The following is a 23,705-nucleotide window of genomic DNA, read 5'->3' on the forward strand; positions in this document are numbered from 1 at the left end:
ATCTGGTGTCCGGTCGACATCCGTTTCATACGCGGATGCCTAGTCGTCGTAGGTTGCCGAATCGAGCGATTCAAGGTCGGCTACCCCGGGAAGATAAGGAGAAAGCGCCGGAAGATCTTCCAACGCACTCAATCCCAGTCGTTCCAAGAAATACTCGGTTGTTTGGTACAGCGTCGCTCCGCCGTCGCCAATCTCCGGGTGTTCCGTGATCAACCCCCGAGTCAGTAGTGTGCGCACTACAGAATCGACGTTGACACCTCGAATCGCCGAAATACGTCCACGCGAGACCGGCTGTCGGTAAGCGATGACAGCCAGAGTTTCTAGGGCGGCCTGTGAAAGGCGTGCTGTTTGCCCGTCGAGTACATAACTGGAGACGAAATCGGCGTAATCGGTCCGCGTGTAAAAGCGCCAGCCAGAGGCGACACGGCGCAGTTCAAATCCGCGCGGACGATCTTTACCATCATACTCGGTCGCGAGTTCTTCCAAAGTGGCCGCGAGCCGGGCTATCGGAAGGTCGAAGATTTGGGCCAAACGTGCCGTAGATACGGGCGAATCGGCGACCATCAGCACCGCTTCGAGACCCGATTTAAGCCCTCCAGGCAGCTCGTCGATGGGTGCAATCTCACTCATGATCCCGCTCACCTGCGCTCCCCTCGTATTGATCCTGAACTTCGTGCACATCAAAGTCGCTCTCGCCTGCCAGAGAAATCTCTAGCCGACCCAGCGGGCTCTGCTGCGCAAACACGATCACCTTCTGCCTGAACATCTCCAACAATGCCAGAAAACGCACCACCACGACCAACTGCTCATGGGTATCTGCGATCAACGCAACAAAATCCAAGGTGCCATGCTCGGCAAGCATGGCGGTCATCGTTGCCGCTTCCTCGCCAATGGTGACATTTGCTCCGTGTAAGTGCGCCAACCCCACCTCGGTGACCGGTTCCGGTTTGGGCGCCAAGGCCGAAGCCGCAAGCTGCGCAAACTTCTCCGGCCCAATGTTGAATATCAGATCCGGAAGCAGTGCTGCGAACTGCGGTTCCAGCGAAACCTCACGGGGGTGACGGGAGGATTCCTCGTGATATCGCTCGCCCAAAAATTGGGCCGCATGTTTGAATGCCTTGTACTGCAAGAGCCGAGCAAAAAGCAGATCTCGCTCTTCAAGCAGTTCGAAGTCATCGGCATCGGCCATTTCCCCGCGCGGAAGCAGTCGCGATGCTTTGAGGTCGAGCAAGGTGGAGGCAACAACCAAAAATTCGGTTGTCTCGTCGAGCAGCTTCAGCCCGTCTCCGGTACCTTGTAGCGCCTTCAAGTACGCGATGAACTCATCGGTGACCTCGGCTAGTGCCACCTCGGTAATGTCCATTTCACGCTGGGTGATCAGGTGCAGTAAGACGTCGAAGGGGCCGTTAAAATTCTCTAGTGCAAGGCGAAAACCGCCAGCCGTCTCATCCGTGGATGAATCGGTGGCGGTTTTTTCTGCGGCCTGCGCGCTCATTACGGGGCGCCACCGCGGAAGATCAGTTCCTTTGCCAGGTTGCGGTACGCCTCTGCGCCAGGGTGGCTAGCAGCATAGGAAGTAATTGGTTCTGCCGCTACGTTGGCATCTGCAAACTTGATGGTTCGCTTGATGACGGTTTCGAAAAGTTTGTCCCCGAAGGCTTCCTCTAGACGGGACATCACTTCGCGGCTGTGCAAGGTTCGAGCGTCATACATGGTGGCTACCACGCCGTCGACCTCCAAAACCTGATTCAGTCGGTCCTTGACCTTGTCAATGGTTTCCATCAGTAGCGCCACAGCTCGCAGCGCGAAGAACTCCGCGGTTAGCGGAATAATCACGCCATGTGCTGCGGTTAGCGCGTTGACCGTGAGCAAGCCCAGCGATGGCTGGCAGTCGATAAGTACCACGTCGTAATCGTCGATCACGTTGCGCAGTGCACGTTCCAGTGCCTGTTCGCGAGCTACCTCGTTGACCAGCTGAACCTCGGCGGCTGACAAGTCAATATTGGCCGGCAATAGATCGATATTTTCGACGTCGGTGGTTCGGATCGCGTCGGTGATCTGAACTTTACGATCCATGAGCACGTTGTAAACGGTCATATCCAGCTCGTGCGGGTTCATACCGAAACCGGCAGACAAGGCACCCTGTGGGTCAAAATCAACCAGTAGCACCTTGCGACCGTACTCGGCGAGCGCCGCGGCGAGGTTGATGGTGGAGGTGGTTTTACCCACGCCACCCTTCTGGTTGACCATCGCGATCACGCGCGCTGGCCCGTGCGATGGCAGGGGCTGCGGGGTCGGGAACTCAGTAAGCGGTTTACCTGTGGGGCCCAACGGATGAGGTTCCTTGAGCATTCCTGCGCCGCGCTGCTTGCTTCCCTGCTGTTCGTTCACGATGGGTGAACCACACTTCCCGTTCGGATCGGACGATGTACTTACTTTAAGGTTAACGGTTCAGCCTAAAAATACTTGGGTATAGGGCAGTTCTACGGCGAGCCTTTACCTTGAACCTTAACTCAAATGTTGTAAGGGAGCTGGGCGTTATTTTTCGGTTCATTCTCCCAGCGATTATGGCTCATCCCTAGCCCAATTATTCGACGAGATGACAGCTTGGAAGCTTTGCCACGGCCGCTTCACGATGGACTTTCCTTATGATGAGCAACGCGGTGCCTCTCAACATCCATCTCGACGGGAAATCGGTGTCTACAGTTCTTGATGACCCGGCGGTATTCAGGGTAGAAACCGTCAGCGGGGTGGCTGGACGCGCCGATTCATGCCGGGAGTAAACTCTGTTGAACCCGGAACAGAACCATTGGCTGTTATCCAAGAAATTCACGCCGGCCATCCGGTAGGGGTCATATTCGCGCCCTAACAAACGGCGCATCTGTAGTTTATTAGGGCCCCAATTAAACGTCCTGCTCATAGATAATACGGAGACATTATGAGAACCGAGCCGAGCACAACTATCGAGCAGTTATCCGATGCTTTTGTCGCGGTCCAAGCACTACTCGATGAGCTAGCACCCGAAAAGTTCTCGCTTCCGACACCGTGTACCGAATGGGACGTGCGTGAGCTCGTAGCTCACTTGGTGGGAATGAACCTTGTTTTCGCTGCGCTACTTACCGGACAGACGCCACCATCGCGGGATGTCGAGGTGCTGGGACACGATCCAAGTCTGGCCTTTCGCACTTCAGCTGACGCTCTCTTGAAAAGTTTCGAACGCCCGGCGGTTCTAGAGCAGAGCTTCCACACTCCGTTGGGATCAGCAACGGGCCAGGAACGACTTGAGATACGGATGTACGATCTACTCGCTCATGCCTGGGATCTATCCCAAGCTACCGGTGTCCAGTTAGCCAACTTAGATGAGCTGGCGGAACATTCTCTGGACTATGTGCAAGCCCAACTCTCACGCCAGTCTCGAACCGGTCGCTTCGCCCAACCTCAGCCCGTCAGCAAACAGTCCCGCGCATTAGACCGACTCGCGGCATTTCTCGGCCGCAAGGTCTGTGTCGAATGAGTGTTCGGTGAGCAACTTCGAGTCGCACCTGGAGCTCTTGCCTCTGCATCAACTCCGTGGTCGACTTGATCAACAACGTTGAACTCTCCAGGACGGTAGGACAGGACCTTGATCAAGGGAATACTTGCCAATTGCACAGTCTCAGATCTGGCACGCGCGGAAGATTGGTACACGCGCTTGTTCGAACGCGAACCGGACCACCGTCCAATGCCCGGGCTTTTGGAGTGGCATCTTGGCCAAGGCTTTGGCGTGCAAGTGTGGGCGGATCCCGAACGTGCAGGAAAATCCACGGTGGTCCTCGACGTGGCCGATCTCAACGCGGATGCTGCACGGCTACATAGCCTCGGTATCAGCCATAATGGGCCCGAGCGTGGCGGCGGGGCGCACATTTTGCAGTTGGAGGACCCCGACGGGAATCTTGTGGTTTTGGCAGGATCCTTGATTACCCCGTTGCCGTAGTCCTGCACCTAGCTTTTAGCGTTCGTCCTTGTCCGTACGGGGTTGAGTCTCACTCGAACTGCAAAACCGGCGCAAAGGATTATGGCTAGTCCACCTAATGCTGTGGTCCAGGTCAGGCTCTCCCCTAGCAGCAGAGCTGCCCAACAGATACTGAGCACAGGTTGGACCAATTGGGTCTGGCTCACTTGGGCTATGGGCCCAATTGCTAACCCTCGATACCACGCGAAGTAGCCTAAGAACATGCTGATCACCCCTAAGTAGGCGAACGACGCCCATTGAACAGGAGAGGCAGAAATAGGGTGCAGAAATAAAGCGAACACGGTCAATCCCACCATCAGTGGTGAAACAAGAACTAGCGCCCAAGAGACGGTCTGCCAGGCGCCGAGTTCTCGAGCGAGCAGGCCCCCTTCGGCATATCCAATGGCTGCTGCCACGACCGCTCCGAAGAGCAGAAGGTCACTCCAACTCAGCGATCCAAGACTTCCGCTTTGAAGGAAGGCAAATCCAATCGCGGCTAGAGCCCCGATCACGGTGGCTATCCAGAAAGCTTTAGATGGATGTTCGCGTCCACGTACAACGGCGACTGTCGCGGTAGCTGCAGGCATTAGGGCGATGACCACGGCACCATGACTGGCCGGTACGCTCTGGAGTGCGAAGGATGTCAATAACGGGAACCCCACTACAATTCCGCCAGCAATCGCTGCCAGTCGCAGCCACTGTTTGCCATGAGGAAGCCGCTGTTGTGTGAGGGCTAAGGCGAGTCCAGCCAAAAGTGCTGCAATAACTGCTCGCCCGGAGCCAACAAATAATGGGGACATCCCACCTACTGCTACTCGTGTGAGTGGAACAGTGAATGAGAATGCTGCTACTCCCAGTAAGCCCCACCAGAGGCCGTTAGTTACCGGACGCAGTATCGGTGGTTGAAAATTTACAGTAGCGCTATCATTGGTCTTCATGAACAACGATAGCAGTTCGCGAATTGTGGCGCAGCTCCAAAAAAGAATATTGAGTTCCGTCCCTGGAACCCGATTGCCATCCACCAGGGAATTGGTCGCGGACTTTAAAGCCAGCCCCGTCACCGTGCAAAAAGCCTTACAGGCTCTGAGCATGCAGGGGCTAGTGGAAAGCCGTCCTGGCGTAGGAACCTTTGTCCGATCTACAACAACCGCACGCCCGGCCGACTACGGATGGCAGAGCGCAGCTTTGGGTACACCTCGCACAACGTTGCCACCCAGCTCAGCCACGATGCGCGTAGTTTCCAACGAAGCTATCTCATTCCACTCGGCCTATCCGGACCGTGATTTATTGCCTGAACGGCTTGTACAAGCAGCACTAGTTCGGGCTGCGCGCGGAGATACGGCGTTGTCCCGACCGCCCGTGGCAGGGTTACCGGAACTGCAAGCTTGGTTCGCCCGCGAGCTCGGAGCGTTCACCCCCACCGGCGTCAATCCTCCGACTCCTAGCGATGTCATCGTGCTACCAGGAAGCCAGAGCGGACTGAGCTCGATCTTCAGCTCGCTTGTGGGCGCCGGCCAACCGTTGCTCATTGAATCTCCCACCTATTGGGGAGCTATCTTGGTCGCCCGGAACGTTGGAGTCCGTCTCATCCCCGTACCTAGCGGTCCCGACGGTCCAGACCCGGCGGTATTGGCCAGAGCATTCAAGGAATCTGGTGCGCGGATGTTCTATGCGCAACCGCACTATGCCAATCCTTCGGGGGCACAGTGGTCTGCGCAGCGAGCCGAGCAAATATTAGAGGTAGTGCGCAACCACGGGGCATTCCTGATCGAGGACGATTGGGCGCACGACTTCGGCATCAACACCAGCCCAGTTCCTTTGGCGGCACGTGATGATGCTGGCCATGTCATCTACATTCGCTCACTAACCAAGAGTGTCTCTCCCGCTATTCGCATTGCAGCGGTCATTGCGCGTGGGCCGGCCCGAGCCCGCATCCTTGCCGCGCGTGGCGCTGAAACCATCTATGTCAGTGGAATTCTTCAGGCAGCGGCACTGGATATTGTGACTCAACCAGGCTGGAATACCCATCTGCGCAAGCTACGCCAGCAGCTCCAAGCTCGGCGCGACTTGTTAGTCAGTAGCGTGCTCGAATTTGTCCCACAGGCTCAGATCGAAAACATCCCCAAGGGCGGTTTGCATCTCTGGTTGCGTTTGCCCGATGGGACGAACCTTGAAGAACTCTCGAATTTTTGTGAACGCTCCGGCGTCATCATCGCCGCTGGTAACGAGTGGTTCCCCGCAGAACCCAGTGGTTCGTTTGTTCGGCTGAACTTCTCTGGTCCTAATCCCGGGGCTTACGCCGAAGGCATGCAAGTCCTCGGTCAGGCACTGGGCTGCCACGCCGCGACTACTTCAAAGTAGTACCCATCCGTGGAACTCTCAGGGTATGAGAAAAATACTCGCGCCCATAAGTCTTGCGTTCTTGATATTCCTTGTGGGGTGCGCGGGCACTGCCTCAACAGCAGAGAGTTCTAGCGAGACAACCAGTAACAACGAAGTAGCGCAATCGGTACCAGCGGACCTTACTGGCGACTGGAAGCAGACGAATTCGCAGAGCGAGGATGCCTACCAGGTTGCCACGGTCCGCGACGAAGTGATCACCATTGATTGGGTGACCAACAATGGTGACACCAAATCGACTTACTGGGTTGGAACTTTCGAAGCTCCAACGACCTTGCAGGAACCCTACATCTGGTCTTCAAAGCGTGATAAGAAAGCTACTGACACCGCATTGCTAGCTTCAACTTCCGATAGCAAGGAATTCACCTTCGACAATGAACAGATCAGCTATGAAGCTGGCATCCTTGGGACCACCACAACGGTTCGTCTCAGCAAAGCACCTTAGAGACCTTTTCACCGCCAGTTCAAAAATCGCAAAAGTCCGCGGTCCCTCCTAATAGGGACCGCGGACTTTTGGTTTTTAAAGTGTGTCTAGATTAGTGAGCGTCTGGCTCCAATGACAGCTCATCAAACGGGCGATCGCCAGCCAGCACTGCACGGGCCTGTTCCATATCAATCTCCTTGGTCCACTTGCCGATCAGCAAGGTGGCCACGGCATTACCGGTGAAGTTGGTCAGTGCGCGTGCCTCGGACATGAACTTATCGATACCCACGATCACGCCCATACCATCGAGCAGTTCAGGTCGGTGTGACTGCAGTCCGGCTGCCAGTGTGGCAAGTCCGGCACCGGTCACCCCGGCGGCACCCTTCGAAGCAATAATCATGAAGACCAGCAGACCAATCTGCTCGCCGAGGTTCATCGGCATGCCCATCGCGGTTGAAACGAACAGTGCCGCCATGGTCAGGTAGATCGCGGTTCCGTCAAGGTTGAAGGAGTAACCGGTAGGTACGGTGATGCCGACAACCGGCTTGGAAACACCGACGTGTTCCATCTTGGCGATCAGGCGTGGCAGAGCCGATTCGGAAGAGCTGGTGGAGAAGATCAGCAGGTATTCGCGGGCCAAGTACTTCAACAGTGCGAAGATGTTCAGCCCGGTGACCAGACGCAGCATCGTGCCGAGGATGACCACGATAAATACTGCACAGGTAGCGTAGAAAGCACCCATTAGAATCGCCATCGATCCAATAGCGGCCCAACCGGTAGCACCAACCACTGCGGCAATAGCACCGAATGCACCAATTGGAGCGGCCCACATGATCATCATCATGAGGCGGAAGACCACTGCCTGAATATTTCTGATTCCATTGAGCACCGGCTCACCGGACTTGCCCATGGACTGCAAGGCGAAGCCAACCAGTAGTGCAAGTACCAGGGTAGGAAGTACCGGAATATCGCCCGGGATCATGTCAAGCAGGAATGCAACGGTGGAGTTTTCCCCACCTGCGGAGCCCGACTCGTATGGTTCTAGCTTCAGACCGGCACCGGGGTGGATGATATTTCCTACCAGCAGGCCGATGGCCAGTGCAAAGGTGGACATGGTGATGAAGTACAGCAATGCTAGACCGCCGACCTTACCCACAGTGGCAGCCTTAGCGATCGAGCCGACACCAAGTGCGATGGTGCAGAAGATCACCGGGGCGATGAGCATCTTGATCAGTGCGACGAAACCGGTTCCTAGAGGCTTGAGCGCCTTGCCCACCTCGGGGGCCAGCAGTCCTACCGCTGCGCCAAGGACTACCGCGGCGATCACCATGATGTAGAGCCAGTGGGTGCGGTCCTTTTTCTTGACCGGCGTCTGGGACGTCGGATCCTGCGGTACTTGCTCTGTGACAGCCATGGGGATTCCAGCCTTAATATGCCGAGGGACCAGCTCAACCACTTTGTTAGGCTGGCGCGTAAGATCGTTCTTGTTCCATGGTGCGCGACTAAGTGATTCAGCTCTCTATTGCGTTCATATTGTTCACACAGCAAATCTTAAACGTTCGATCAAGGAGCCACGTTCATGGCCAGCGACTTGCACGATGGAGCCGCAAGCAACGCGCCGGTGCCGTTAACCCGCGACGGCTGGTCCTTTGCCGCCCGGATATTTGCCGCACAAATGCTGCTGGTCATTGTGGTGGTCATCTGGCTTGGCGTCGCTTCCTATCAGCACGTGGCCCGGGTGGCACTCGACGTGCGCCAGTCAACCGTCGCCACCGTGTCCACTACCTTGGCCAATGACCCGTTCGTGGCAAACGCTCTCCAAGAAGCTGACCCCAGCGCGAGCTTGCAGCCCTACACCCAGAACATTTTGTCGCACGCGCAAACCATCGATTTTATTACCATCATGACCCCGGACCTGTTGCGGGTGACCCACCCCGACCCGACACAACTGGGTAAGACCTATTCCGGGTCCACTGAACAGGCCCTACGCGGTGAGGTTTTCTCCGAGCAAGCTGTCGGTACCCTAGGCAGGTCGGTGCGTACCATCGCTCCGATCTACGCGGAAGACGGAACCTTGGTGGGCATGGTCTCCACCGGCATTACCCTGGAAAGCCTGCAAGTTCTTTACCGCGAAGAACTGCCACAGATTTTGCTGGTCTCACTTTTCGCGCTGCTACTGGCCGGGTTCACCTCCTGGTCATTTTCAAAGTACATCCAAAGCGCTACCTTGGGTTTCGGGCCGCATGGACTGCGCCGGCTCTACGCCTTCTATTTCTCGGCGCTGCACTCGGTACGTGAGGGATTGATTCTTCTGGACCGCAGGCACCGCATCGTGCTCTATAACTCCGAGGCCGCCCGCCTACTGAAGCTGCCACCGCAAACCCCACATGAAGGTCTCGAACTTTCGGATGCAAACTTGCCGGACACGCTGCGTGAGTTGATGTCTAGTGGACGAGCGGCCCGCGACGAGATCCATTTGGGTCATAGCTCGGTACTGGCCGTCTCACAAAGCAATGCCCGACTGACCGGAACACAATTGCCCGGACGCTACCGACTTCCGCTGCGCTGGCTTCGGGTGCAACCGCCTACCGGGCAGGTGCTCACCCTGCGCGATCTTACCGAGGTGCAAGAGCTCACCGGTGAAGTACAGTCGCTGAAAACCTTCTCCACCGCGTTGCGCGCGCAAACCCACGAACACGCCAATCGCCTACATACCATTGCCACGCTGATCGAAAACGGTAGCTCAGATAAGGCTTTGGCCTTCGCCGTGGATGATCGACAAAACTCGCAGGCGCTCACCGATGCGATCGTCAAAAATATCGACGATGTGTACCTTTCGAGCTTGCTGGTCGCTAAGTCTGCCCAAGCGCACGAGCGTGGCGTTACGCTCAGCATCAGCGCGACCGGGGTGGTCCGTCCAGACACCTTCCACGCCAGCGACATCGTGACCATTGTGGGAAACCTCCTCGATAATGCGTTGGACGTTTCGGTGGGTACCGAGGAAGCGACTGTCTGGGTGGAGGTTCACGCCTTGGACGATGAGGTGAACATCGCCGTTGCCGATTCAGGACCGGGTATCGAACCAGAATTCTTAGAAAACCTGCTGCGCTTCGGAGTGAGCACCAAACAGGGCAACGCGCCACGTGGACTCGGGCTCGCTCTGGTGCAGCAGGCGGTAACCCGGCTTCATGGAACAATGACCATAGACAATGATGCCGGGGCGATTTTTACCGTCACCCTGCCGGTACCACCTGAGGAGGACAGCGAGTGAGTCCAGCCGAGACGAGCGGTGAGTTCTTGGTACTCGTGGTTGACGACGAACCGGAGACCGCCCGCGCGCACGCCACTTATGTGGACCGGGTTCCGGGTTTCTGCACCGGTGCTATCGCGTCCAATGGGCACAGTGCGTTGCAATTACTCAACGACGCCCACGAGGCTGGCGCCCCCTTTGACCTAGTCTTGCTCGATATGACCTTGCCAGACCTGCATGGAATTGATGTGGCCCGACGCATGCGTGGGCGCGGATACACCCTCGACATTATTGCCATCACCGCGGTACGCGACCTAGCCGTGGTACGTTCGGCGGTGGCCACCGGCATCACCCAGTACCTAATCAAGCCATTCAGCTTCGCGGTGTTCGCCGAAAAACTTGAAAACCACCGCGCATTTATCGCAACCATGCACTCGGGCGGATCCTCCACCTCGCAGGCCGCCCTGGATACCGCCTTTTCGGCGTTGCGCACCACCAGCGCTTCGGTGTCCTTACCCAAGGGACTGATCAGCCAAACCCTCGAACAAGTCCAAAACCATTTGGAAGCCAGCCCCACCCGCGCAATTTCGGCAACCGAGCTGGGTGAAGAATTAGGCCTTTCGCGAGTTACTGCGCGGCGCTATCTGGAACATTTAGCCTTAGTGAAGACCGCGGTGAAGCAGCCACGACATGGCACCAGGGGTCGTCCTGAATTCGAGTACCAACACAATTCGCGCTGACCACTCAGGTCCTTGCACGATTTCTTGAGTGAGGATCAGTCTCGGATCTGCCACCTGGACTCAATTGATATCCACAGAGTCTTATTCGGCAGGGAATAAGTATTTCAGTTAGCAAGCTCTCACGGCTACGTTAGCGAAGTAACATTTCCCAAAGCCATCAGGATCCTCCGTGTCACAAGATGTACAAACCAGCTCGAACGATGCGGAACGCATCGATCCCTCGGCGCAGCCAACCGCCCCACCGAGCCACAAAGTACTTTCGCTACTTGCTGGCCCTCTAATCGGTTTTCTCCTTTTCTTGGCTCTACCCGAGTCCTTATCTTTCCAGGGACAGGCTGTAGCTGGGTGCGCCGCATGGATGGCAATCTGGTGGATCACCGAGGCAGCTCCAATTCCGGTGACTTCGTTGCTCCCGTTAGTACTTTTCCCCTTGTTCGGGATGGATACGATGACCAACGTCGCCGCCCCGTATGCAAACCCAGTGGTCTTCCTTGTGATGGGCGGCGTGATCCTAGGTCTAGCCACCGAACGCAGTAACTTACACCGGCGTATAGCACTGCTGACCATCCGCGCAGTTGGTACCCGCCCCGATCAGATCGTTTTCGGGCTGATGCTGGCTTCCGCGTTCATTTCGGCATGGGTATCTAACACCGCAACCGCGGTGATCATGGTACCGATCGGTGTTTCGATTCTGCAGCTGGTACGTAATATCGACCCTAAAGCCGTCGATGCGAAGTTCTCTGCCTCCATGATGCTTGGTATCGCCTATGGCGTGACCATCGGTTCTATGGCCACGTTGATCGGCCAGCCACCGATGGCTTTGATGGCGGCTTACCTCGATGCGGAGCTGAACTATGAAATGCAGTTCGGCAAGTGGATGATGGTTGGCGTCCCTGTCGCGGCATTCATGTTGGTGGTTGCTTGGCTGGTGTTGACCAAGCTCGTTTTCCGCACCGGCTTGAAGCAAATCCCCGGCGGCAAGGATCTAATTCGCGCCGAGCTTGCGAAGCTGGGAACCATGTCCACTTCTGAACGTCGTGTGGGTCTAATCTTCCTCGTTGCGATCTTCTGCTGGGTTGTCTTGCCATTCATCGCCAAGATTCCCGCCATCGCTCAGTCGATGCCATTCCTCGGCGAAATCTCCGATACACAGGTAGCTATGGGAGCGGCGATAGCCTGTTTTCTCGTTCCAGCCGGCAAATCTCAGGGAACACTGTTGAAATGGGAATCAGCGCGTGATATCCCTTGGGGTCTGCTGTTGCTCTTCGGTGGCGGATTGTCGCTATCGGCAATGTTCACCTCCACTGGGCTTTCAAAGTGGATTGGCGACCAGGTTGGTCAGCTCGGTGATTTTCCGCCAATTCTTCTGTTGCTTGTTGCTGCGCTCGTCGGCTTGGGGCTCACCGAACTAACCAGTAATACTGCAACCGCAGCCGCGTTCTTCCCAATCATGGGCGCGGTGGCTGTCGGAGTCGGTGTGGATCCTCTACTAATGATCATCGTGATGACTTTGGCAGTCTGCTCGGCTTATATGTTGCCTGTGGCGACCCCATCCAATGCTGTAGCTTTCGGTTCTGGTGAGGTATCCATCAAGCAGATGGTGCGTGCCGGAGTATGGCTCAATGTGATCTCGATGGTGCTCGTCGTAGGTGCCATCTATACGTTGATTCCATGGGTATTCAACGTCAGTCTGTAAGGTTTTGGCAAAACATCAGGGCCTGTCCCCCCCACGATTTCTGTGGTTCGGACAGGCCCTGAAGTATCTTAATGTGGCTAGTTATGCTTGCGGCCGCAGGTAGCGCGCGAGATCATCGAGCACCGCTGGGTCTTCGATGGTCGAAGGCACCGTGTACTCCTTGCCGTCTGCGATCTGTCGCATGGTTTTGCGCAGAATCTTGCCCGAACGAGTCTTCGGCAATCCGTCTACCACCGTCACTTCACGGAAGTCTGCGACCGGGCCGATGTGCTGACGGACCAGCGCCACGATCTCCTTCTTCAGAGTTTCTTCGTCCGTGTCGATGCCAGATTTAAGCACTACATATCCGCTGGCACGCTGACCTTTAAGTGCGTCAATGATGCCAATGACGGCGCATTCGGCAACCGCCGGATGACTGGCGAGTACCTGTTCCATGGCACCTGTTGACAGGCGGTGCCCGGACACGTTGATGACGTCGTCGGTACGTCCCATCACGAACAGGTAGCCGTCCTCATCGAGGAAACCGGAGTCACCGGTGAGGTAGAACCCGTCAATTTGAGACAGGTAAGTGTCTATGAAACGTTGGTCGTTGCCCCACAAAGTGGTCAGTGCGCCAGGTGGCAATGGGAGCTTGATGACGATATTTCCTTCTTCGCCAGTGGCCACCGAGTCTCCAAGGGCATCGCGGATCTCCACGTTAAAACCTGGTACCGGAGTGGTCGGACTTCCGGCTTTAGCGGTGAGTTCTTCTAGGCCCAGCGGGTTGGAGGCAATCGGCCAACCGGTCTCGGTCTGCCACCAGTTATCCACCACCGGGATGCCCAACAAGTTCACCGCAAAGTGATAGGTATCCGGATCTAGTCGTTCGCCAGCGACGAATAATGCACGCAGCGAGGATAGATCATGGGATGCGATGAGGCCGCCTGTGGGGTCGGCCTTGCGCACCGCACGTAAAGCAGTCGGTGCGGTAAACATCGTGGTGACCTTATGGTCTTCGATGATGCGCCCAAAGACACCGGCATCCGGAGTACCAATTGGCTTACCTTCGTAGAGTACGGAGGTCGCGCCGGCTATCAATGGTGCGTACACGATGTAGGAATGGCCCACGACCCAGCCCACATCCGAAGCGGTAAACATGACGTCACCAGGGTGCACGTCGTAAATCGCGTTCATGGAGAACTGCAGCGCCGTGGTGTAACCACCGGTATCGCGCACGACTCCCTTAGGTGAACCGGTAGTACCGGAGGTGTAGAGCACGTAGAGCGGGTGGGTGGAGTCAAGTGACACAGGTGCGGCGGGCTGGGCCACCTTGGCTAGCTCATCCCAATCTAGCCAATTGACCTCGGATGCATCCTGGTACTCGCTGGGGCTGTGTTCAAACCCGTCGCGATGGCTCACGATGACATCTCGCACCGATTTCTCGGCGAGCTCCAATGCCTTGGCGACGGCCGGCAGGTATTCAATATGACGTGAAGGTTCGATACCGCCCGAGGCGGTGACGATGGCTACCGGCGCGCAGTCGGTAATACGAGCGGCCAGCTCTTTCGGAGCGAAACCACCAAAAACAACCGAGTGCACGGCGCCGAGGCGCGCACAGGCGAGCATCGAGATGACTGCCTGCGGAATCATCGGTAGGTAGATCAGGACACGGTCGCCGGTTTTTACGCCGCGGTCGCGCAAAACGCCGGCGAAGATTTCTACTTCGCGCAAAAGTTCACCGTAGCTGTACTCGGTTTTGCTATTGAGCATCGCCGAATCATAAATGAGAGCGGCTTGATCCCCGCGCCCGGCGGCCACATGTCGGTCCAGTGCGTTGGCCGATAGGTTCAGCTTTCCGTCCGGGAACCAGTTGTACAGTGGCGCCTTCGAATCATCGATCGCCTTGGTGGGCGTCTTGTCCCACTGCACCTCATGGGCAGCGGTGAGCCAGAACGCGGCCGGATCGGTAGCGGCCTGGTTAAAGGCCTGGCGGTATTCCTGTGCCATGTTTCCCTCCTGGGGCCGGGCATCGTCACCCAGCGGCTGTACGGTTGCTACATTTACTAGCGTATGAGGACAGTCACATGTTCGCAAGTTATTTGTATACATTTCTGCGAAGATTGCGAAAAATTTACGCTTTACTATCCATTTCACGCCATTCGTGTATACAATCGAACCATGAAAGCAAGCGACAAGGTCTACGAGAGCCTGCGCCGCGACATCGTCGAATGGCGGTTGTCACCGGGCACGGTACTCGCCGAGGTGGAGCAGTCCGCCAGACTAGGAGTTTCCCGCACCCCGGTGCGTGAAGCTTTGGCCCGCCTGGTTGCCGATGGACTAGCTGTGCAACAGCGCGGACGCGGCGCGATCGTCTCGGAAATTTCTGACACGCACGTCGAAGACCTCTTCGTTTTACGCAGAGCTCTGGAATGCGAAAGCGCACGGCTCGCAGCGCGCTCTACTCATGGCGCTGACTTCGCCTTGTTGGCCCAGCGTTTCGAAACTGCCGCGCAGCAATTGCGCGCCGAAGCCGCCACCGAAGGCTACTACCAGCTGGTCAGCGAACTCGACGAGATGATCGATGGGGCAGCGAATAATACGTACCTCTCAAGTGCGCTGCGCACACTACGCGTTCATCTGCAGCGAGTTCGACGGCTAGCCAAAGACAATCCGGAACGCTTATTAGAATCCGCCGGAGAACATGCGGCGATTGCCCGGGCAATCGCCAGCGGCAAACCAGAGGTCGCCGCCGCGGCCACCACGGTCCACCTACACCAATCGCTTGAACACATCATGACCCACGCGGTCGCCACTGAAAGGACACCATGATCAATCATCCAGTTCGCGTTTACCGCTCCGAAGAAAACCTAGCCCGCGAGGATCAGCTAGCACACAAGATCGCAACCGTTGCAGCCGATCCGGTAGAAGTGACCGCTGAGGTCACCGACATGATCATTAACCGCATCATCGACAACGCTTCGGTGGCCATCGCCTCGCTGAACCGCGGTCCGATCGTTGCCGCTCGCTCCCAAGCACTAACCCACGCACCGTCCACCGGTGGCAAGGGCGCCAACGTCTTCGGCATCACCGAAAAGGTCTCCCCCGAGTGGGCAGCTTGGGCTAACGGCGTTGCCGTGCGCGAGCTCGATTACCATGACACCTTCCTGGCCGCAGAGTACTCGCACCCAGGCGATAACATCCCACCCATCTTGGCCGTCGCCCAGCACACCGGAGCTTCGGGCAAGGATCTGATCCGTGGCATCGCCACCGGTTATGAGATCCAGGTGGACCTGGTCAAGGCCATCTGCCTGCACAAGCACAAGATCGACCACGTAGCCCACCTGGGCCCATCGGCTTCGGCCGGCATCGGCACCCTGTTGGGTCTAGATGTTGAAACTATCTTCCAGGCCGTCGGCCAGGGCCTGCACACCACCACCGCAACCCGTCAGTCACGTAAGGGCGAAATCTCCACTTGGAAGGCACACGCCCCAGCATTCGCCGGCAAGATGGCAGTAGAAGCAGCTGACCGTGCGATGCGCGGCCAGACCTCACCAGTGCCAATCTATGAAGGCGAAGATGGCGTAATCGCGTGGATGCTCGACGGCAAGGATGCCGCCTACGAGGTGCCACTGCCAGAAGCTGGCGAAGCAAAGCGCGCCATCATGGATACATACACCAAGGAACACTCGGCCGAATACCAGGCACAGGCCTGGATCGACCTGGCTCGCAAGCTACACGGTGAGCACCCAGAAGCCACCGACCCGAAGAACGTGAAGTCGGTGCTGATCAAGACCAGCCACCACACTCACTACGTCATTGGTTCCGGCGCAAACGATCCACAGAAGTACGATCCAACCGCTTCACGCGAGACCCTAGATCACTCGATTCCGTTCATCTTCACCGTCGCCCTGCAGGACGGTTCATGGCACCACGTGGACTCCTACTCCCCAGAGCGTGCCGGCCGCGAAGACACCGTGGCGCTGTGGCACAAGGTGACCACCGAAGAAGATGCTGAGTGGACCCGTCGCTACCACTCACTGGACATCGCTGAGAAGGCCTTCGGCGGCAGCGTGGAAATCACGCTGAACGATGGCACCGTGATCACCGACCAGATCGCCGTGGCCGACGCGCACCCATTGGGCGCCCGACCATTCGCTCGCGAGCAGTACATCAACAAGTTCCGTAGCCTCGCCACCGGCCTGGTCGACGACGCGGAAATCGACCGCTTCATCGCTGCCGCCGAAAACCTAGAGAACTTGGGTGCCGGCGAGCTGGAGCAGCTAAACATCGTTGCGGCAGCCGGAGTTATCGACGCCGCAGCCGCACCGAAGGGCCTGTTCTAAGATGTTGTACTCAACTAAAACCGCAGCCGCCAAGCGTGCCGCGCTACGCGAAATGCTCACCCCGGGAGCTGCCCGCCAGTTCCCCGGGGCGTTCAACCCACTCTCAGCCAAGCTGATCAGTGAGAAGAATTTCGACGGCATCTACATTTCCGGTGCAGTGCTCGCCAACGATCTGGGCCTCCCAGACATTGGGCTGACCTCGCTGACCGAGGTGGCCACGCGTGCCGGACAAATTGCCCGGATGAGCGATCTGCCTTCGATCGTGGACGCAGACACTGGATTTGGTGAGCCGATGAACGTGGCCCGCTCTATCCAGGAGCTCGAATACGCTGGCCTGGCCGGCTGCCATATTGAAGACCAGTTCAATCCGAAGCGTTGCGGCCACTTGGACGGCAAGAACGTGGTGGACACCGAAACCATGCTCAAGCGCATCGCCGCCGCCGCCGATGCACGCATCGATGAGAACTTCTTGATCATGGCGCGCACCGACATCCGTGCGGTGGAGGGTTTGGACGCTGCGATCGACCGCGCAAAGGCGATGGTTGATGCCGGAGCGGACTCCATTTTCCCTGAGGCCATGAAGAATGTGTCGGAATTTGAAGCCATCTGTAATGCGGTTGATGTACCGGTGTTGGCGAATATGACGGAGTTCGGTAAGTCCGAGCTTTTCAACCGTCAGGAGCTGGCCGATGCCGGTGTTGCGCTGATCATCTACCCGGTAACTTTGCTGCGTAGCGCCATGGGTGCTGCGGAGCGAGTGCTCGACGCAATTAGCGAAGATGGAACTCAAGAGCGCGAAGTGGATAACATGTTAACCAGGTCACGTCTCTACGAGCTAGTCGATTATGAGGCGTACAACCGATTCGACACCGGGATCTTCAACTTCCAAGTTCCCACCCTTGACATCGGTACCAATAACTCGAACCTCTAGTACGGGGATCCATCAACGAAGAGGATGCACTTATGAGCACCACTGAGGATATCAAGAAGGGCCTTGCCGGCGTCGTCGTAGATTACACGGCGGTCTCTAAGGTCAATCCGGATACCAACTCGCTGCTTTATCGTGGCTACCCGGTACAGGATCTCGCGGCAAGCAAGTCCTTCGAAGAAGTCGCGCTGCTGCTGTGGACCGGCGAACTGCCAAGCGAGTCGGAACTCACCGAATTCTGCGCCTTCGAGCGAGCTAATCGTGCGCTCGATCCACGTGTGAAGGCCGCCATTGACCTACTGCCTACCGACTGCCATCCAATGGATGTTGGACGCACGGCCGTATCGGTAATCGGCGCCAACCATGCAGAGGCAGAAAACTCCTCCCCCGAGGCGGAACTGCGCAAGGCTAAAGAACTGTTCGCAGCTTTCCCAGCGGTCGTCGCCTATGATCAGCGCCGCCGTCGTGGCCAGGAGCTCGTGGCACCACGCGAGGATTTGGACTACTCGTCGAACTTCTTGTGGATGAGCTTCGGCGAAGAGGCCGCCCCGGAGGTCGTCGATGCGTTCCGCGTATCGATGGTGCTCTATGCGGAGCACTCCTTCAATGCCTCGACATTCACCGCACGCGTGATCACCTCGACGCTTTCGGATCTGCATTCGGCTGTCACCGGCGCCATCGGCGCTTTGAAGGGCCCTTTGCACGGCGGCGCCAATGAGGCGGTGATGCACACCTTCGACGAGATCGGTATCGACAAGAACGAGTCTCGTAAGGATGCTGCCGTCCGCGCGAAGGCATGGATGGAAGATGCGCTGGCACAGAAGAAGAAGGTTATGGGCTTCGGCCACCGCGTGTACAAGCACGGTGATTCGCGTGTGCCGACGATGAAGGCCGCACTGGATAAGATGATCGAGCATTACGGTCGCTCCGAAATGCTCGGACTCTACGATGGTCTGGAGTCGGCCATGGACGAGGCGAAGGCGATCAAGCCAAACCTCGACTACCCAGCCGGCCCGACCTATCACTTGATGGGCTTTGACACCGAAATGTTCACCCCGATCTTCATCGCGGCACGCATCACCGGTTGGACCGCCCACATCTTCGAGCAGCGCGCCGCAAACGCACTGATCCGTCCGTTGTCCGCGTACAACGGCCCGGAGCAGCGCGCACTGTAGCAAAAAATCTGTATACGAGAGCGGAGTCAAACCGATTGGTTCGGCTCCGCTCTCGCGTTAACTGACATTGAGGTATATTGTTTATCGATAGGTATTCATCGTAAGTCGATAAGAGGTGTATTTGCCATGAGCGCATTCAGTACGCTCGCGCTGAGAATTGTGCTAAGCCTGATCTTCGCCGGCTCCCTATTTATCCAGTGCTTTATGATCCCCTTGATCGCCATGGATATGGCAGATCTCCCAGCCGAATTCGCCTACTTGCGCATAAGCCTGCTGAGCTACGCTGTCGTTGCCCTGCTCATCGTAGAAATCTCTTGTCTCTGCGTCGCGAAGCTCATCACGCGGGTACGCCGCGGGACTGTCTTCACCGCAGCTTCCTTCAAATTTGTGAACGTCATCATCGCCGCGATTTCCCTCGGATCACTGATGACATTTGTTCTGGGCACAATCATGGCCCCGGGCGATGCAGTGGCACCGGGCGTGGTGCTCTTGGTTGGCGGATTCGGGGTCCTATTGGCTGGAATCGCGCTCATCGTGTGGGTGCTGCGCCAATTGCTTTTCCAAGCTTCAACCACCGAAGCCCAGGCCGCGGCGTTGCGTACGGAGTTGGGCGGCGTGATCTAATGCCCATCAGAGTGGACATCGATGTAATGCTCGCCCGCCGAAAAATGGCAGTCGGTGAACTAGCCGAAAAAATCGGCATCACCCCTGCAAATCTTGCAGTTCTCAAAAACGGGCGTGCCAAAGCCGTCCGGTTTAGCACGTTGGAAGCCTTATGCGAGGTGCTTGATTGCCAGCCCGGAGACCTGCTGATTTACGAGCCATATGGCGCTCAGGTTAGTGAAGAAATTCCCGCGATCACCAGCACCGCATAATAATCCTAGATTTTGGTGCTTTGCTCAGGCCAGGGCGTCAAGGCGATCTCATGCAGAGATTGATTATCTGCCGCATAACTAATGCAGGCGGTAAATTGTTCTCCGCCCATCATGCGTGGAAGCCACAACGGGGAATCTTCCCACATTTGTGTCACTGGTAAGGCCCCGGCTGAAAACCACAACGGTTCGAGTTCCTCGCTGGGTGCAACTCTCCCGCTGGCTACACGCGCGATGAATACTGCACAATCCATGTCAGAGCTCGGATTGGCCGGAAAACTGAAGACTACTTTGGCAGCTGGTCGAAGCTGGGCCGACGCCACGAGTAGCCCGGTTTCCTCGAAGAACTCACGAATTGCAGCTTGCTCGGAGGTTTCACCGGGCTCAATCTTCCCGCCGGGCAAAACGATCTTCCCGGTGCCAAAGCCTCGCAGTTTTCTTCCAAGCAGTACCTCGGTACCGGATTCACTGTCGCGTAGTAAGGCTAGTAAAGCAACGCGTTTCGGCCGGGACAAATTCATTGACATGCCCAAAAACCTAGTTCACCCTTGGGTGCGCAAAGAGGTAAGCCTCACGCAATGAATCGACGGTAACCTTCGTGTAAATCTGTGTGGTGGTAACCGAGGCATGACCCAATAATTCTTGAACCACCCGCACATCTGCTCCGCCCTCTAAAAGATGAGTGGCAAAGGAGTGTCGAAGCGTGTGTGGAGAAACCTCGCCTTCGATGCCTGCGCGTTGCGCGGCTTTGGCCAGAATCAGCCACACCGACTGGCGCGAAAGCCTGCCACCACGCTGATTTAGGAACAAGGCGGGGGTCCCTTTACCCTTGGTAGCCAGTCCCGGACGGGCCCGCACCAGATAGTCGCTGACCGCACGCTGCGCATAACCACCAACCGGTACTACTCGTTCTTTCGAGCCTTTACCGAACAAACGCACTACCGCGTCCTCGGCAAAATGCAGATCATCCACGTCCAGTCCGACAACCTCGGAGATACGAGCCCCGGTCGAGTATAAAAATTCTAGAATGGCCCGATCTCTCAGCCCCGCGGGAGTATCCAACGCGATGGAATCGAGAATCTGAGTCACCGCAGAAATGCTGATCGCTTTAGGCAATGACTGACCCACCGTCGGTGGCTGCACCTCGCGAGCAGGATTAGGCGCACAAATCTCCTCTAGCTCCCAATACCTATGTAGCTGTCGGATGGCCACCGTATGGCGCGCGACCGATCTGGGTCCCAGAGCTTGATGGTCATCATCTCCACGTGCCAACTGTTGCAGGTAGCCGCTGACCTCATTTTCAGTGATCAACGCTGGATCAGTGGTGCCACGTGTTTCCAAAGTTTCTTGGTATCGAGTTAGATCCCGGCGATAGGAGTCGAGGGTATTTTTTGCTAGGCCACGCTCGATCGCCAGGTGTTGCAGGTAGCGGCGTAGCGCGGACTCAAACTTACCGGATTGAGGCGCCGGTTGGGGAGTTGCTTCGGGCAAACTCATGGTGCGCTTTATACCCCGCGCATTCCGGGGTGCGCCTCGAATGCACTATCGGCCGGTCGCAACGTGGAGTAGTTGCTCGCACGTGCAGCGAAGGCCGCCAAGAGCCCTACTACCGCCGAGGGGTTATGAATTCGACCGTCAAGCACCGCGGCTACAGCCTCGTCTAGTGGCACCCAGCGGGTGATGATTTCGGCCTCTTCGTCGGTGCGTTCGTGACGTTCTTCTTCGGGAGCCAGACTCACATCACGCGCCAAGAATATTCGTAGCGCCTCGGAAGAAGACCCTGGTGAGAGAAACACGTCGGTGAGGACGGCCCAAGATTCAGCGGTTCGATCCGCTTCCTCCCAGAGCTCTCGCTTGGCGCCTTCCAGCGGTGGCTCCCCCGCCACGTCGAGTAAGCCGGCGGGAAGTTCCCACAGCCGCATCCCGACAGGATGGCGGTATTGGTTAACTAAAAGGACCCGTTCGCGCTCATCGAGGGCGAGAATCGACACGGCACCGGGGTGCACGATGTAGTCTCGCTCGATGCGGGATCCATCATCCGAAAGTTGCACTGTATCGTGGACGACATTCCAGATGCGTCCTTCATATACGGTTTCACGTCCGATCAACTCTCGAGGTGAAAGTTCATCGGATATCGGTTGTGGTTCCACGCGAACGGGCCCTTCTATTGGTATGACCTAACAGGTACTACCTTAGACGGTTTATAACCGGTATTGCTTAGGCGTTGCGCTTTGCCAGTGCCGCGGCGACCAGACCTGCAAAGAGCGGGTGTGGGCGAGTTGGACGGCTGGAAAGTTCTGGGTGAGCCTGCGTGGAGACGTAGTAAGGATGTACGTCCTTTGGCAGTTCAACGAACTCGACGAGCTTGCCATCTGGGGAAGTTCCGGAGAAGACCAGTCCCGCCTCTTCAAGCTGCGCACGGTAAGCATTGTTGACTTCGTAGCGGTGACGGTGACGTTCAGCGACCTCGGTCTTGCCGTAGGTTTCGGCCAGGACAGAACCTGGCAGAAGCTTCGCGTCATACAAACCTAAGCGCATGGTTCCGCCCAGGTCACCCTTGCCATCAACAATGTCCAGCTGTTCGGCCATAGTCGCGATGACCGGGGCGGAAGACTCAGGATCAAACTCCGTGGAGGATGCTTCTGGTAGATCAGCCATATTGCGGGCGTACTCGATCACCATGGACTGCAAACCGAGGCACAGGCCCAAGGTAGGAAGCTGGTTTTCACGAGCAAATCGCAGCGCGCCGAGCTTTCCTTCAAGACCGCGAATGCCGAATCCGCCTGGTACACAAATTGCTTCTACACCGTCGAGAGCCTTGCGGGCTCCTTCTTCGGTAGCGCAATCATCGGATGGTACCCAACGGATCTTGACCTTGGAATCGTTAGCGAAACCGCCGGCCTTCAAAGCTTCGGTGACCGAGAGGTAAGCATCTGGCAGTTCGATGTATTTCCCGACCAAAGCGATGGTCAGTTCGTGCTTCGGGTTGCGGACGACGTCTAGCAGACGGTCCCAGCCTTCCCAATCCACGTCGCGGAACTTCATGTCTAGGGTCTGCACGATGTAAGCATCAAGGCCCTGTGCATGAAGGATCTTTGGAACTTCGTAGATGCTCGGGGCATCCGGGCAGCTGATGACTGCTTCGGTTTCCACGTCGCAGGTGCGTCCGAGCTTTGCGCGCATCTCGTCTGGGATTGCACGATCAGAACGGATAACCAGTGCGTCCGGCTGAATGCCGATGGAACGCAGAGCAGCTACCGAGTGCTGAGTTGGCTTGGTCTTCAGCTCATGGCTTGGACCAATGTATGGAACGAGGGAAACGTGCACGAAGAAAGCATTCTTCCGGCCAATATCCTGGCGGACCTGACGGGCTGCTTCAAGGAATGGCTGGGATTCAATATCGCCGACGGTGCCACCGATTTCGGTGATAATTACGTCAGGGGCTGATTTGCCATCGCCCGGATCGGTAGCCGCCAAACGCATACGACGCTTGATTTCGTCAGTAATGTGCGGAATGACTTGAACTGTATCGCCAAGGTATTCACCGCGACGTTCACGTTCCAGAACGGTTGAATAAACCTGACCGGTGGTCACGTTGGCGGAACCTGGAAGATTTTCATCCAAGAAACGCTCGTAGTGTCCAATGTCCAGGTCGGTTTCTGCGCCATCGTCAGTAACGAAGACTTCACCGTGTTGGAAAGGGTTCATAGTACCTGGATCGACGTTCAGGTACGGATCGAGCTTCTGCATGGTCACTGAGAGACCACGAGCTCGAATTAAGTGTCCAAGGCTGGATGCCGTCAATCCCTTACCCAGGGAGGAGGCTACACCGCCGGTGACGAAGATATGTTTTGTCGTTTCAGACGACCGAGAATCACGAGTTAATTTACGCTGCACCACGGGATTT

23 protein-coding genes are annotated in these 23,705 nt (G+C 56.9%); 13 read left to right on the forward strand and 10 right to left on the reverse strand.

All coding sequences use genetic code 11. The features are described 5' to 3' along the window. Nucleotides 1-39: 39 nt before the first annotated feature. Genes scpB through CQ011_RS16885 form a run of 3 tightly spaced genes read right to left on the reverse strand, consistent with a single transcriptional unit; the run spans nucleotide 40 to nucleotide 2,352 of the window. A complete protein-coding gene (gene scpB, locus CQ011_RS16875) occupies nucleotides 40-630 on the reverse strand; it encodes an SMC-Scp complex subunit ScpB (protein WP_105678864.1) in 591 nt (196 codons plus the stop codon). Further along, nucleotides 623-1,495: a segregation and condensation protein A gene (locus CQ011_RS16880; protein WP_105678865.1), complete on the reverse strand. Its 873-nt coding sequence runs from the start codon at nucleotides 1,493-1,495 to the stop codon at nucleotides 623-625. Before CQ011_RS16880 ends, scpB begins: the two co-directional genes overlap by 8 nt. After that, complete coding sequence (locus CQ011_RS16885) at nucleotides 1,495-2,352, reverse strand: ParA family protein (protein WP_181148180.1); 858 nt, start codon at nucleotides 2,350-2,352, stop codon at nucleotides 1,495-1,497. Before CQ011_RS16885 ends, CQ011_RS16880 begins: the two co-directional genes overlap by 1 nt. Nucleotides 2,353-2,938: 586 nt before the next feature. Between CQ011_RS16885 and CQ011_RS16890 the strand changes: the two genes are divergently transcribed. Beyond that, nucleotides 2,939-3,514, forward strand: coding sequence for a TIGR03086 family metal-binding protein (locus tag CQ011_RS16890; protein WP_105678867.1), 576 nt, complete (start codon nucleotides 2,939-2,941; stop codon nucleotides 3,512-3,514). A gap of 108 nt (nucleotides 3,515-3,622) precedes the next feature. Beyond that, a complete protein-coding gene (locus CQ011_RS16895; RefSeq protein ID WP_105678868.1) occupies nucleotides 3,623-3,973 on the forward strand; it encodes a VOC family protein in 351 nt (116 codons plus the stop codon). Between the two features lie 8 nt (nucleotides 3,974-3,981). Here the strand turns inward: CQ011_RS16895 and CQ011_RS16900 are convergent, their stop codons facing one another. Then, entirely contained in the window at nucleotides 3,982-4,929 is a 948-nt protein-coding gene (locus CQ011_RS16900) for a DMT family transporter (RefSeq protein WP_105678869.1), read from the reverse strand. Between CQ011_RS16900 and CQ011_RS16905 the strand changes: the two genes are divergently transcribed. Further along, on the forward strand, nucleotides 4,928-6,352 hold the full coding sequence (locus tag CQ011_RS16905) for an aminotransferase-like domain-containing protein (RefSeq protein WP_105678870.1): 1,425 nt from the start codon (nucleotides 4,928-4,930) through the stop codon (nucleotides 6,350-6,352). The genes CQ011_RS16900 and CQ011_RS16905 overlap by 2 nt on opposite strands. Before the next feature lie 25 nt (nucleotides 6,353-6,377). Further along, on the forward strand, nucleotides 6,378-6,836 hold the full coding sequence (locus CQ011_RS16910) for a hypothetical protein (protein WP_105678871.1): 459 nt from the start codon (nucleotides 6,378-6,380) through the stop codon (nucleotides 6,834-6,836). A gap of 91 nt (nucleotides 6,837-6,927) precedes the next feature. On the opposite strand, the gene CQ011_RS16915 is transcribed toward CQ011_RS16910, so the two are convergent. Continuing rightward, nucleotides 6,928-8,229, reverse strand: a complete 1,302-nt coding sequence (locus CQ011_RS16915; protein ID WP_105678872.1) for a cation:dicarboxylate symporter family transporter — start codon at nucleotides 8,227-8,229, stop codon at nucleotides 6,928-6,930. Between the two features lie 165 nt (nucleotides 8,230-8,394). Between CQ011_RS16915 and CQ011_RS16920 the strand changes: the two genes are divergently transcribed. The 3 genes from CQ011_RS16920 to CQ011_RS16930 all read left to right on the forward strand — a co-directional run bounded on the left by CQ011_RS16920 (nucleotide 8,395) and on the right by CQ011_RS16930 (nucleotide 12,501). Then, complete coding sequence (locus CQ011_RS16920) at nucleotides 8,395-10,086, forward strand: sensor histidine kinase (RefSeq protein ID WP_105678873.1); 1,692 nt, start codon at nucleotides 8,395-8,397, stop codon at nucleotides 10,084-10,086. Then, nucleotides 10,083-10,805, forward strand: a complete 723-nt coding sequence (locus CQ011_RS16925) for a response regulator (RefSeq protein WP_181148176.1) — start codon at nucleotides 10,083-10,085, stop codon at nucleotides 10,803-10,805. Before CQ011_RS16920 ends, CQ011_RS16925 begins: the two co-directional genes overlap by 4 nt. Before the next feature lie 169 nt (nucleotides 10,806-10,974). Then, nucleotides 10,975-12,501: an SLC13 family permease gene (locus CQ011_RS16930; RefSeq protein ID WP_181148177.1), complete on the forward strand. Its 1,527-nt coding sequence runs from the start codon at nucleotides 10,975-10,977 to the stop codon at nucleotides 12,499-12,501. A gap of 81 nt (nucleotides 12,502-12,582) precedes the next feature. On the opposite strand, the gene CQ011_RS16935 is transcribed toward CQ011_RS16930, so the two are convergent. Beyond that, complete coding sequence (locus tag CQ011_RS16935) at nucleotides 12,583-14,487, reverse strand: acetate--CoA ligase (protein ID WP_105678874.1); 1,905 nt, start codon at nucleotides 14,485-14,487, stop codon at nucleotides 12,583-12,585. Between the two features lie 171 nt (nucleotides 14,488-14,658). Between CQ011_RS16935 and CQ011_RS16940 the strand changes: the two genes are divergently transcribed. The 6 genes from CQ011_RS16940 to CQ011_RS16965 all read left to right on the forward strand — a co-directional run bounded on the left by CQ011_RS16940 (nucleotide 14,659) and on the right by CQ011_RS16965 (nucleotide 19,801). Continuing rightward, on the forward strand, nucleotides 14,659-15,309 hold the full coding sequence (locus CQ011_RS16940) for a GntR family transcriptional regulator (protein ID WP_105678875.1): 651 nt from the start codon (nucleotides 14,659-14,661) through the stop codon (nucleotides 15,307-15,309). Further along, entirely contained in the window at nucleotides 15,306-16,823 is a 1,518-nt protein-coding gene (locus CQ011_RS16945; RefSeq protein ID WP_105678876.1) for an MmgE/PrpD family protein, read from the forward strand. The genes CQ011_RS16940 and CQ011_RS16945 overlap by 4 nt, the downstream gene beginning before the upstream one ends. A gap of 1 nt (nucleotide 16,824) precedes the next feature. Next, nucleotides 16,825-17,754 carry a methylisocitrate lyase gene (gene prpB, locus CQ011_RS16950; protein WP_105678877.1) on the forward strand — a complete coding sequence of 310 codons (930 nt, stop codon included), beginning with the start codon at nucleotides 16,825-16,827 and terminating at the stop codon, nucleotides 17,752-17,754. Nucleotides 17,755-17,786: 32 nt separating this feature from the next. Further along, a complete protein-coding gene (locus tag CQ011_RS16955; RefSeq protein WP_105678878.1) occupies nucleotides 17,787-18,926 on the forward strand; it encodes a bifunctional 2-methylcitrate synthase/citrate synthase in 1,140 nt (379 codons plus the stop codon). A gap of 126 nt (nucleotides 18,927-19,052) precedes the next feature. Next, nucleotides 19,053-19,550, forward strand: coding sequence for a DUF2975 domain-containing protein (locus tag CQ011_RS16960; RefSeq protein WP_105678879.1), 498 nt, complete (start codon nucleotides 19,053-19,055; stop codon nucleotides 19,548-19,550). Continuing rightward, nucleotides 19,550-19,801, forward strand: a complete 252-nt coding sequence (locus tag CQ011_RS16965; protein WP_105678880.1) for a helix-turn-helix domain-containing protein — start codon at nucleotides 19,550-19,552, stop codon at nucleotides 19,799-19,801. The genes CQ011_RS16960 and CQ011_RS16965 overlap by 1 nt, the downstream gene beginning before the upstream one ends. 5 nt (nucleotides 19,802-19,806) lie before the next feature. On the opposite strand, the gene CQ011_RS16970 is transcribed toward CQ011_RS16965, so the two are convergent. The 4 genes from CQ011_RS16970 to pyrG all read right to left on the reverse strand — a co-directional run bounded on the left by CQ011_RS16970 (nucleotide 19,807) and on the right by pyrG (nucleotide 23,698). Further along, nucleotides 19,807-20,325: an 8-oxo-dGTP diphosphatase gene (locus tag CQ011_RS16970; RefSeq protein ID WP_286161246.1), complete on the reverse strand. Its 519-nt coding sequence runs from the start codon at nucleotides 20,323-20,325 to the stop codon at nucleotides 19,807-19,809. A gap of 10 nt (nucleotides 20,326-20,335) precedes the next feature. Next, nucleotides 20,336-21,295 (reverse strand): site-specific tyrosine recombinase XerD, encoded by a 960-nt coding sequence (gene xerD / locus CQ011_RS16975; RefSeq protein ID WP_105678881.1) that lies wholly within the window; start codon nucleotides 21,293-21,295, stop codon nucleotides 20,336-20,338. Between the two features lie 8 nt (nucleotides 21,296-21,303). Further along, nucleotides 21,304-21,948, reverse strand: coding sequence for an NUDIX domain-containing protein (locus tag CQ011_RS16980; protein ID WP_105678882.1), 645 nt, complete (start codon nucleotides 21,946-21,948; stop codon nucleotides 21,304-21,306). Nucleotides 21,949-22,015: 67 nt separating this feature from the next. Then, the gene (gene pyrG, locus CQ011_RS16985; protein ID WP_105678883.1) at nucleotides 22,016-23,698 is read right to left on the reverse strand and encodes a CTP synthase; all 1,683 of its coding nucleotides are present in this window, start codon (nucleotides 23,696-23,698) and stop codon (nucleotides 22,016-22,018) included. Between the last annotated feature and the right edge of the window lie 7 nt (nucleotides 23,699-23,705).

This window comes from Arthrobacter sp. MYb213 (assembly GCF_002979915.1).
Taxonomy (GTDB): Bacteria; Actinomycetota; Actinomycetes; order Actinomycetales; family Micrococcaceae; genus Glutamicibacter.